Here is a 12,034-nt window from a genome sequence, read left to right as displayed (position 1 = left end):
TGTCCTTTCTACTGTTCTATGGAAATATTTTGAAAATGAACTTTTTGTATTAACAACCTTTTGGACATAGTACGGCTTACTTATATATATAGCACACCTTTACATTCCCTGTCAAGGTCTTTTTTTCTGGAATTTTTGAACCCCATCCATTGTAGCATGCAACCGCCTAGCAAAATATCTTCTCCTGCCAGCAGTTTTAGACTCTCATCATCTTAATAGTCCGGTGGTAGTTGCCCCCAAAATCTCTTTCCATTCCTCAATAATTTTCTCTTTCTTCCACTCCAACCATTCAGTATTCCTTGTACTTCTGGGTATTAAATAGCGTTCGTACCAATACTGAGCTAACTGCTCGAAAGGATAGTCAAAATATTTTGGTTTATCATCAACTCCATGCAAGTACTCTCTTATATTTTCAGCCAGAGGAAAAACATACACCTGCCTTGGTATTCCATGCCTTATCACATCTTTTAGCGTGTCAACCTCTAGTATCTCTTTCAGGTTTAAAACTTTACTAGCTTCTTTTAAAAATGCATTGATTAGCCGAAACTTGTAGTTCGGTCCATTGCCATACCCACTTTTTACTTCTATTCCCTTGTCTAATAAGTACTCTTTGATTTCATGAAACACAGCATCTGGAATATGGCTTACTCCAAGTCCTGTAGTGTACCCCACAGAAAAACAAACATATCTATCTTTGTACTTCACTCTATTGTATAATGAACTCCTTCCAAATGCTGAGGTGGTGGTCAGCAGTACCAGCTCGCCGTTTATATATTCCCCATTAATTATCGTGGTTTTTCCTTTGTATTTTCTCTTGTAAGCTTCACGAACCTCATTGGTTACCGCTGTCATTGCCATTAGTTTTCCACCAAGCAAAAAACTGTATGGTGGAACAGCCCCAAGGGTGTAAATATCCATGGTTTGATTCAAGGCAGTTGTTTTGTCTTTTCCCCTGAGTCCCAGCCATTCATTCCTAGGTTTTAAACCAAGAACAGGCGAATGCAGACCAAGTATTCCTATTATCTTCTTATGGTAGTCGTCCATTACCACAAATCTCAAACGTCTGCCGTAGCCACTGGTGTATGGCAAGCTCCACACAAAACGTGTAGTCTTAAATATTTCATACATCTCCCCATCCTCTGCAGTATACAGTACAGGTTTTATTTTTCTGACATCCAGTTCATGTCCATCAGCAAAGTAGTTTTCAACAATCTTTCTACCCTTTTTCATGATAAAATCAGAATGTTTTATTATTTCTTGGTTCCTGGCTTTTATATGTATCCTTCTATATATTTCTTTGCTATACATCTCTCGTATAATATGATTATCAAATCACTTAAAACTTCATATCTCAATTGGTACATTAAATTATTAGTACCAATTGATTACTGGAAACTGACCTTGATAACAAAGCTTTTCTTAAAACACTCACTTCTCAAAAAATTGAATATTAAAATTGACTGCTACAGTTTAAATTTGCCCTTTATCTCTGGTAAACTAATATCAGAAAAAGTTTAAGCCTGATTTAGTTTATTTGGATATTTTTTGACCACCTCCTGCTGGACGTGCTTTGATATCTGCACGCCACAGCTTGAGAAAGACTGAACCCCAAAGGATTACATGAGTAATGTTTACTCGTTTGCTGTGCACTGGCAGTTTACCACATCTGATTTGAGCATGTCAGATGTGTGCACCCTGTAAACTGCTCAAGTAGCTCTAATATCGGCGAGGCTGCATTACGTGTAATCCCCAGGGATAAAGGGCTTAATACTTTTTCTTACCACTACTTGCAAAAAGGAGGTCTTCAAATTGCCAAATACTTTAATCGTGGGCATTGATATCAGTAGTCAGTCAAATTCTATCTTCTTCATCGATGATGCCGGAAATCACTTGATTAAAAAACCTTTTTCCTTGCCTAACGATCAAGAAGGCGCTAACGAATTAATCAAAAGAGTTATTGATTGCCTCAGCCAGTATAATCTATCCTGTATTAAGTTTGGCATGGAAGCAACTTCACATTACGCTTGGCATCTGCACTTGTATCTTGCTTCTTCATCTGAACTGCTGCCATATAAACCAACTTTTTATGTTCTCAACCCAAGCATAGTCAAAGGCTTTAAAAAAATCTACACTTTCTTGCCTAAAACAGATAGCATCGATGCAATTATCATCGCTGAATGCGTTAGGTTCAGTAAGCTGAATCCAACACCTTTGCCTGATTTTAAATATGCTGCGCTACAACGCCTTACCAGAATGCGCTACCACCTTGTTCATAATCTAACTCGCGAAAAAAACAGAGCTCTCAATCTCATATACCTTAAATTCTCCACTTACTCTCAAGACTGTCCATTTTCTGATATCTTCGGTAAGGCATCTTGCGCTATCATCGAAAACTTCACCCCAGATGACATTGCTTCCATGTCTTTAGAAGATTTAATTAAATTTGTATCTGACAACGGCAACAACAGATTATCAGATGTCAATAAAATCGCTGAAATACTTAAAACCGCTGCTAATCGTTCATACAGATTACATCCTCTGTTGGCTGAGGCAAATGCCTTAGCTTTGTCTATGACTCTTGAAAATATTAGATTTATGCAAGAACAACTTAAAAAACTCGACAAAGAAATCTCAAAACTTCTTAAAGCTTTCTCCCAAACCTTGACCACCATCCCCTGGCATAGGAGATGTTCTTGCAGCTGCTATCTGCGCTGAAATCGGTGATATCAAGCGCTTCAAAAATGAAGCTGCTTTAGCTAAATACTCCGGCCTTGTTTGGACTCAATACCAATCAGGCAATTTCAATGCCCAGGAAACCTCATTAGCTAAGTGTGGTAACCAATATTCTCAGAATACTATCTTGTTGAGGCTGCTAACTGTGTGCTGTAGCACACAGTCCGTTATAAAGCCTTCTACAACAAGAAGCTCTCAGAGGTTGACCTGTCATCAGCATAAACGTGCCCTTGTCCTTACCGCAAGACGATTAATTCCTCTGATCTTTGCAATGCTCTAGCCTTGGTCAAATATATCAAGAAAGAGGTGATGTTTACAATACTTAGTTAATCCCATTTTCTTAATTTAATAATCTTCTCAAAACAAGCTGCCAGTTAAATTTTTCCAGGCTGAGCGGCTCGGTATTCTATTGCCTTTTTTAGCCTAATTATTTAAAAAAATTATTTAAAAAACCCCCTTGACATTTTACCGTTTGTCTTTGTCGGTAATGCTCTGAACATTGCATATAAATTCTTTCAATGTTAGAATTATTTGCTTTAATTTATTATCTATTTCTGTCTTTATCACTTTAATCCCCCTTTTTTCTTGCCTTTGGAAACTCTACTAACCACTTTAGTTTGATTATAAAATACTTTCCAATCTTTTTCAAATATTTCTTTACGAGAGTTAAAATAAAAATATAGCTTGCCTGTGCGCGGAGCAACGGGTTGTCCTTTTTAACTTCCGATGGTATCAAACCCATCTTGTCAGTTTTTTCCCAATAGTCGTCGTTATCTGCTCGAATCTTAGCACCCTGCAAAAGCTTTATGACAAAATCGTTGGCAGTAATGTAACCTCCTGTATTACTAGAAGCAGTAGTGGCAGTCACTAACTGCCCTAAACTTCCACTCACAGTTAAAGTCACACTCAATATACCAAAGATAACACCAATACAATCGCCCACGTCTTCCTCATCTCTCACCACTCTTTTGTTTGATTTTTGCTTCCAATGTATATTTGTACCATCAGATTCGCAAAAAGTAACCTATCTTCCCCTAAAAATTAAAGCCGCCGGCTTCAAAACCACCTGCGGCTTGATTTTCTACTATCGAACAAAAATAATCTTTTTTATTAACAACCTTTTAGGTATAATATGGCTTATTAATACATATACCACACCTTTACTTTCCCTGTCAAGCCCTTTTTCTGGAATTTTTAAAACACAAACATACACCTATACCCAACAATATAAGCATGCCAGCCTGCTCTGGCAAGCATTTTTTCTCCCAGCAGCTTTTGATTTTTCCGTTCCACCCTGGTCTACATTTGCTGGATTTTTAGAACAAAAAAACTATCATTGCTTGTTTAATTCTTAATTGTCAAGTTTCTTCCTCAGCTCCTTTATCTTTTCAATGCTAAGTCCTGTTATTTCCTCTATCGCCTGGTCATTGTAACCTTTCAGTATCATATTTTTTGCTATTCTCATCGTAGCTTCAAGATTTCCTTCAAGTTTACCTGCCATGAAATCTTTTGTTCTTGCCTCATCTAAAAGTCTTGCAACATTGGATATAAACTCGCCCATGGCATCCACTCCTCCTTGTTTAACTCTTAGACTAAGTTCAAAAATCTATCTACATTCTTTCTGCTCAGCTTCTTTAAATTCTTTTCAACCTCTAAAAGCCTTGCTATCAGTTCACTCCTGTCTTCTCTTGCCTGCTCAAGGTAGAAAACTATTGGTGTCAGTACGTCCTCTTCTCTCTCAAGAAGTTCCTTCACATCAAGCTCTATTATGTCAACTACTCTGTATCTAAACACATCATCCTTGAATATGTCAAACGCTTCCATAAGGTCGGTTGATACATTCCATCTCTCACCTATTCCGTTGTACACAACTATCGGTATAATTGCCGGCAGGATTTGTACCCCTTTTCTTATCTCCTCTGCCCATAAACTTATCATGTATTTTAAAATCTTTTGTTGCATTTCTCTTTTTACATTCGATTGGTTCTCAATCATGATATAAAAATACACTTCTCTGTCCTTTAGTTTTGCTTTTGCTACAACATCAGCCTCAACCTGCGAAAACTGCTGGGTAACATAGTTTGTCTTGACAAGCTCGACGGAGTTTTCTTCAATACTGTCTGCCCATGTGTAGTGCAGTACATCCTTTACTAGCAAAAGTATTTCTTCTTTATCTTCAAACAAAAACTTAAATGTTATATCGTGCTCTTTTGGTGGCAATTTATCGCACACAGTTTTTTCTCCTTTTTCTCAAGTTGTATATTCTTCTTTACACTTTTATTATACCATACATAAAAATAAGCTTAATTAACTTTTCCCCTGGATTTTTCAGCCAGCTTTTTCATCTCTTCTTCGGCTTTCTTTGCCTTTTTGCGAATGTATTCAATAAATTCTTTTCGTGTCATATTTTTTGTTTCCTCGTAAATTTTCTCCCTTATCTCATGTAATTCTTTCATATCACTCGTTTCAAACCTATCAATCACTTCTTCTTCTAACATCATAAGCGGTGATACCAGTTGGATTTCTCTATAACCCATTAACTTATTTATTCCGTTTACACCCTGAATTGTCTTCAGTTTAACAATGCGTTTAAAGTTCCATGATACCAATATCTCACAATCTTTGACACTTGCCACAGCTATATGAATCGCATCATCAGAAAACCTTGCTGGAATTATTCCTGCGTCAATATACCTTTCTGCAAGTTCCATTACATGTTCGTCCACGGCAATTTTTTCGTACTGTATTCCATTTAGATATTCAAAGAGTTTACTTCTTTTTGGTTCAGAACACTTATTTATCTCAGTTATTACGATATCCGAAATATATACGCTGTATTTTTCTTTTTCTATTTGTTTCCAAAATTCCTTTGTTATTTGCATATATTCTGGATTGTCCTGTTGTTGTTCTAAATGGTTTATGATTGATGTGTCTAAGTATACTCTCAGTTTTCTCAACTTTGGGAGTTGCTCCTCTCTTTTTTTGCTTGTATTCTTACCATACTCTTGATTTGATTATACCACAAACCAATATCCTTTATGCTACAAAAAAGCAAAAGCCACAGAGTTTTTTGTATGTGGCGTGTTTGCTTTTTATTTTTACATTTCTTTAAACAGTTATGAATACAGTTTCTTTAATTGTTTTTCTTATACCTTATACCTCAATTTTCAGGCTTTCGCAACAGTTTTGAAACAAGCATTCTCAATGTTTTCAAGTACTGCTAAGAGGCTTGTTTGAGCTTTCAGGCTGGCTTTTGCACACCCAAGTAGAATTTTAGCTTTGCAATTTGGTGTAATCGTTTACAACACTTCCTCCCATCTTCTTGTCTATGTCGCTGTTTCTACACTGCCTCAAAAGCTCTTTTCAGGTTTGCCTGTTACCTGCAAAACCATGACTATCAATGGCTTTGCAACATGACACGTGCCTGATTTGAGCTTTTGTTTCACTATTTCTAATATCAAATATCAGTTAGCTATTACTGTATCAGGACATTTGTCGTATTCCTTTTTCAATTCCAACCCGCAATGTATTTTCCCACAACTACCTTTCTTCAATTTCTTCCTCCCACAGCTCGCTGTTTTCTTTAAGAGCATCAAAAGTTTTTGCAGTTGCTGAAAGTATAATCTTCTTCTTGTACTCAGTAAGAGCTTCCCGAATCATCTTCGCGTTGGTTGTTTGAGCTGCTCTGAAAGTTTCTTTAACCCTTCATATGTTTCAACATCCTCTTTTACTGTTGTAGTTTTGTTTATCATAACTACCACCCTGTAGCTTGTTTTATCTACGTGGTAGGCGCACTGAGGCGTGCTGGAGCACCCTGCATAAGGTCACGGGATTGCACCGCTGTCTGCTAGGTGCAGGGAGTGTTGCCCCGGAACATCAGGTTCGGCTGCAGCATCACCCAACATACAACCACCTACCATCAGGGAAATTCAACAGCAGTTCGTTCCCGCCAGCAAGCCTCCACCTCTATAGGTGGAGGTGGTTGACGTCAGTCCAATTCATCTAAGTTCTTGTTAAGTTCGTACACAATATATCGTCTTGTAAAATATCGAGCTTTAACAATAAGAGTTTCATTACCTTTTTTATACAATATTACTGAACCAAGGCGATCAGAAAATTCCCAACCAAATTTTTTAAGGTAGGAAGTCAAGAGTGTTTCTTTACCTTCCTTTTGCACTAATTTGTTTTTTGCAAAAGTAACTACCTCCAAGTGCCCGTATTCAAGCCGGAAAATAGCTAATCCTAAAGGGATGGGATTTCCCTCTTGAAAAATATAAAGTAACTTCACATTAAAAAATAATACTACTAACACAGCAATGCAAAAAATTGCAAGAAGTATCCTTGACTTGTATTGATTTAATTTTGACTTCATAAATTTGTACCCCTTCCTCATATGGAGTATATGCCTGCATTTCTTAGAATTGACATAGGGTTTTCCTGCTGTTTCCTTTAACTATAGTGAGTACAAGCACTTTTGTGATATTGTTCCTGTAACTACAAAGGGTTTACTTGTTGGTGTACGAATCCAGACTTCACCCAAACTGCAGAGCCACATTCAACTACCTGCTTGTTGACAAATCTGCCAGCAGTCCATTCCTGCTGACAAGCCCTCGCTTCTATAGGCGGGGGTAGTTGACTTTATAGTCTATCAACTCTATTATTCTATCGTCTACAGTTCCATTGTGATGATAAGCAACAGATACTATACCTATTCCCGGAACAAACCTAATTGTTGTTGTATCTGCTAACTCACGATATTCTAATTTAAATTTGTCAAAACTTTTATTTCCTTTCCCTAAAAACTTACCATCCCGACTTACAACCCACACATACATCATATCGTTTCGTTTCAAATCTCCACCAAATTTTTGCCCCTGATATAATGGAAACTCAAATATTAACCTGACTCCTTCACCCAATATCTTTGATAAAGATTTGTATTGCTGCAGTTTGTTAATATTTTTTAATACATTTTTTAAGTCTGCTTCATCAAGCCAATATACTTTATTTGAAGTTATCAAAAAACCAAAACGGCTGTTGGGCTGAAGATTCAGAATATCCCCTTTCATCTCTACAACCGTATAATCTTTTGCTTCATGTATGTCCTGTACTTCCATCTTGATTTTCCCTTTCTTTTCAACTATTTGTCCTTTCCCTGATGGTTCTCTGACTTTATAATTATACACCCAATAATTACCTTTGATTAGTGGCAGATAATTTCTGATGTAATTTTTGTCATAAATTTCAGTATTAGTTATATCAATAAGTTTTACTTCTTTAATTGTATCTTCAGATATTAGAAGTTTAACTTTGTCACTTGGATAAGTAATAATTTGAGTTACTATGTCAGTAAACTTTGGAGATTTAGTATAATAATACACATACAAGATGCCTTTGTCAAATTTAACTTCCTTAATTTTAATTACATATCCACCTGTAGGTTTTTCACCCCAGTAAATATAAAAATACCCGCCTTGAATCTTGTAAGTAATGCCTTTATCGGAATTGAGCAGTTTAGATGTTGTAATACCTTTATTATCCTGACCAAATGCAAATGATAAGGAGATGCTTAAAACCATCACAATTAAAACAAATATACTTATTACTTTTCTCATATAAAAGAACCCCCTTATAGAAGATGGAGACTTCTTGCGGAAAGACTGTTAAAAATTTTACCGCCAAATTTATCACCCTTAAAAAAACAAAAAGCCTTACCTTTACCCTTTTCGTTCCTGACTGTATTATGTTGTTTGACCACTCTTGGAATTATATCGATGAACGAAAAATTTTAAGCCAGTTATTTGGAAAACCTATAAGAGAAATATCCACTTTCTTTTCTTCGTATTCTTCAAAAAGTGCCTCCAGATTTGTTATAAAATTCTCCCACGTTGAAGACTCAAGCATATATTTCATAACAAAGCAAATTGCAAATAATGAGTTGTTGTTTCCTATAGTCGTTCTTTGTTTCTTGCTCAGTTTTGGTGGAAAAGCAAAAGTTTGTCTGTATAATCTCCTGTAATGAGCACATAAATTTCTCACCAGTACCAAGCTTTTGAGCCAACTTTTTAAGTATTCCGAAGGAAAACCAGTCCACTCTTTTGAAATTTTGTCTCTATCGTCTTTTTTAAGATTGGAATAAAACTTGGACATACTGCCGAAGGATAGAATCTCTGCAACTACCCAGATGGGAAACTCACCGCTATATTTATTCAAATAATGCCGCACAAACTGTTCCTTGTTTTCTTGCTCTTTGATAGCTTTTTCAATTTCATTTAGAAACTCCTTATGATATTCTGCATTTTCAAAGTATTCTGGTTCTTTATACTTTAATGGACCATATGTACAAGCAAAGTAGTTTACCACTTTTGTCCGGAATGTTATTTCAATTTCCTCTATTACTTCGAAAATTATATGTCTTAACTTTTGGTCGAACCTATATATGTGATATATATCTTCAAAAGAAATGTTTCCTGCGAAGTGTTCAAACTTGTTATCTTTTCGCAAAAAGGAATGCCAGTATCCACTAAGCCTGTAATAACTAATTTTCGACAGAACTTGCATGGCGAATTCTATATCTTTAATTATTAAACCTTTTGAGTTTAAAAGTTTTATTTGTTCCTCCACACTAAGAGCAGGTTTTAACTCCTCTATTGACATTTTTATCCCTCTAAATAAAAAAGTCTCACCCTGGTCCGCATTGGCTGGCTTTCTGCCAACCAAGAGGCGTGGTGAGCTCTGTTACTTTTATTCTAAATCTTTTCGATTGCCAAGTCAATATTTATTATTACTTTTATTGGTAAAAAATACACTTTCGTGTTTTGTTTTCGGGATGAATTTCTCATCCCTAGGCAGCAGGGCGCCAACACGAAGGAAAAGCCCCACTGCGCTTCTATATTTTACGTCCCGAAGCTAGGGAGAGGCTTGCTGCCACAGCCCGGTATGCTTTTAAAGTGCATACCACACCTTACTTGCTCTCTTCCATGAGTATTCTAAAAATCCTCTACTTTTATTATACCCTTCTTAGCTTAATTTGAAAACATATTTCTTATTTTTACATTTTCGTAGACATATTTTTCATACACTGTTCCTGACAGTTTTATTATACACTCAACTTTTGAAATTTGCAACACAATTTGAAACCAGAATTTTCAAGGGTTTTGACTGCTAGTACAGGTTCTGGTTAGGCTTTCGAACCAGCTGTTTTGTAGCTGACATGACTTTTTTCTGTCGCATCCTTATGTAATCGTTTACAATCTCCCTTTCCTCCTTGTTGCCTATTCTGGCACCCTACCATAGCTCAAAAGCCCTTCCCGGATTTGCCCACTACCTGCAACCCCAGTAGTTATCTGTGTTTTTGCGCTACTTCTGTGTCTGGTTTGAGCTTTTGATCCAGTTTTTTCGTAGGCGTATTTGCGTGATCCTTCACAACTAAGATTTGATCATTCTTTGTTCCTTATCCTCAAACACAGTTAGGGGATATCGATCCTTCACAACTAAGATTTGATCATTCCTAATAGCGAACACCTGTTGGCATTAGAATTAGTTTCAGTAAAGCTAAAAACTGGTTTAACAATGAAAAAAGGGGCTGTCCCAAAACAATAATTTTTAATAACCAAAAAAGAACGTTTTGTGGTATTAAATACCAATATTAAGTTATAAAGCAAACAAAAAGAGGGTTGGGCGACAGTTTTACCCCAACCCTCTATCATTATCTTTGCTAATTTTTCTATGTTATAGGCAATACAAACCAAACCCCACTCAAGCTTTACACCCTTTAACCCTCTGAGCAGGAATCTCCTAAATCCTTTATTGTTCTTTATTATCCCAAATACTGTCTCAACTTCTACCTTCCTTTTATTGTAAATCTCTTTGCCTTCTTCACTCAATAGTCTTTGTCTTACCTCTTCCTTCAATTTTTCTAACCTTGGTCTTACACTAAATCTCTTCTTCCATCTTCTACCTTTATAACATTTTTCTCTGTGTTCACAGCCATTGCAAATCTCTTCGCATTGATATACCTTCTCATAGCTTACAAATCCTCTCTCATTTACACTTATCTTCGGATACAAATATTTAACCTTCTTACCCGCAGGACAAATATAGGCATCTTCTTCAGCTATGTACTCCCAGTTCTTTACATTAAAAATATCCTTCTTAAATCTTCTTGTCTGCTCCAAGTCAAATGTGTTATACTTAATATAGCTATTTATGCCACATTCTTTCAGATGAAGATAGTTTTCTTCAGACCCATAGCCACTGTCTGCTATAACATTCTTGGGTGTGAATCCTGTCATCTTCTTCACAGCCTCAAGATGTTCTTTTAAGCAGACAGTATCTGTGGGACTTTGGTGGATGCTAAAACCTATTACAAATCGGTTCTGTGTGCCGATTTGAACATTATATCCAGGTTTTAGCATCCCATTTTTCATATGGTCATCCTTCATCCTCATGAATGTGGCATCATTGTCTGTCTTAGAGAAACTGTTCCTGCCGTTTAAAATTGTCTCATAATTCTCATACTTTTTGAGTCTGAAAACGCAATCATTTTTCAATACCTTTACCAATTTCTTTACTCTTTTTTCTTTTCTCTTACTTTTAAACTCAGCTTCCTCAAGTCTTTGATTTATTTGCTCAATTTTTTCTTCTAACTGCTTGCTATCATAGTCAGCTTCCAATTTTACATCTAAATCTCCTAATGCTTTATCTTCCTCTTCATTTATTCTTTCAATTTCTCCAAGAGTGTTTTTTACTTTTTCTCTCAGTTTCTTTTCGAAAGTTTTTGTGCTTTTAGCCCAAACAAAAGAATACTTGTTTGCATTAGCTTCAACTTTTGTCCCATCAAGATAGTAATAGTCGAAGTTTACATATCCTAACTCTATAAGGAGTTTAACCACCTCGGCAAAGATATTTTCAATTGCATCCCCCAAAATTTCTTTTCTAAATCTGTTGATAGTCCTAAAATCAGGAGCTTGATATTTTGAGAGCCACATAAAAGTAATGTTTTCACGTAAAGCCCGAGCTATTTTTCTTGATGAATAAATACCTTGTATGTAAGCATAGATTAAAACTTTTAATAACATCAGTGGATGGTAACTACTTGTACCACCACCTTTGTACTTTTCCATTACGGTTGATATATCTATCTTATCAATGATTTTATCAATTACTCTGACCAAATGATTTTGAGGTATAAAAGCTTCTGGGTCGATAGGCATTAAATATTGGTATGGGTTGTAATTTTTGAAGACAACTTTATCATGTTTACGAGCCACTGGTATATCACCTCATGTTATCATTTTTT

The 12,034-nt window shown here is 36.1% G+C and carries 7 protein-coding genes and 3 pseudogenes; 1 reads left to right on the top strand and 9 read right to left on the bottom strand.

The genetic code is table 11. The annotated features are described in order from the left end of the window. Positions 1-207: 207 nt before the first annotated feature. Positions 208-1,308: a Druantia anti-phage system protein DruA gene (locus tag OTK01_RS03665; RefSeq protein WP_029229208.1), complete on the bottom strand. Its 1,101-nt coding sequence runs from the start codon at positions 1,306-1,308 to the stop codon at positions 208-210. A 501-nt stretch (positions 1,309-1,809) separates the two neighbouring features. Here OTK01_RS03665 and OTK01_RS03660 point away from each other — a divergent pair. Next, positions 1,810-3,059: pseudogene (locus tag OTK01_RS03660) on the top strand (IS110 family RNA-guided transposase). A 242-nt stretch (positions 3,060-3,301) separates the two neighbouring features. Here the strand turns inward: OTK01_RS03660 and OTK01_RS03650 are convergent. From OTK01_RS03650 to OTK01_RS03615, 8 genes and pseudogenes are all read right to left on the bottom strand, one after another. Next, the gene (locus OTK01_RS03650) at positions 3,302-3,676 is read right to left on the bottom strand and encodes a hypothetical protein (protein ID WP_029229257.1); all 375 of its coding nucleotides are present in this window, start codon (positions 3,674-3,676) and stop codon (positions 3,302-3,304) included. A gap of 408 nt (positions 3,677-4,084) precedes the next feature. Beyond that, positions 4,085-4,965, bottom strand: a pseudogene (locus tag OTK01_RS03645) (Rpn family recombination-promoting nuclease/putative transposase). Positions 4,966-5,036: 71 nt separating this feature from the next. Continuing rightward, a complete protein-coding gene (locus OTK01_RS03640; protein ID WP_029229258.1) occupies positions 5,037-5,690 on the bottom strand; it encodes a type II toxin-antitoxin system VapC family toxin in 654 nt (217 codons plus the stop codon). 583 nt (positions 5,691-6,273) lie between these two features. Then, positions 6,274-6,485 (bottom strand): annotated as a pseudogene (locus tag OTK01_RS03635) (ribbon-helix-helix protein, CopG family). A gap of 236 nt (positions 6,486-6,721) precedes the next feature. Beyond that, a complete protein-coding gene (locus tag OTK01_RS03630; protein ID WP_029229259.1) occupies positions 6,722-7,105 on the bottom strand; it encodes a hypothetical protein in 384 nt (127 codons plus the stop codon). A gap of 244 nt (positions 7,106-7,349) precedes the next feature. Further along, the gene (locus tag OTK01_RS03625; RefSeq protein WP_029229260.1) at positions 7,350-8,348 is read right to left on the bottom strand and encodes a protease complex subunit PrcB family protein; all 999 of its coding nucleotides are present in this window, start codon (positions 8,346-8,348) and stop codon (positions 7,350-7,352) included. Positions 8,349-8,499: 151 nt separating this feature from the next. Then, positions 8,500-9,390 carry an Abi family protein gene (locus OTK01_RS03620; RefSeq protein ID WP_167321293.1) on the bottom strand — a complete coding sequence of 297 codons (891 nt, stop codon included), beginning with the start codon at positions 9,388-9,390 and terminating at the stop codon, positions 8,500-8,502. An 836-nt stretch (positions 9,391-10,226) separates the two neighbouring features. After that, positions 10,227-12,005, bottom strand: a complete 1,779-nt coding sequence (locus tag OTK01_RS03615; protein WP_269011775.1) for an IS1182 family transposase — start codon at positions 12,003-12,005, stop codon at positions 10,227-10,229. Between the last annotated feature and the right edge of the window lie 29 nt (positions 12,006-12,034).

The sequence above is a fragment of the Caldicellulosiruptor acetigenus genome, from assembly GCF_026914305.1.
Lineage (GTDB): Bacteria > Bacillota > Thermoanaerobacteria > Caldicellulosiruptorales > Caldicellulosiruptoraceae > Caldicellulosiruptor > Caldicellulosiruptor acetigenus.
Note: the sequence above shows the minus strand (reverse complement) of the source record. Positions and strands in the feature narration are given on the sequence as shown.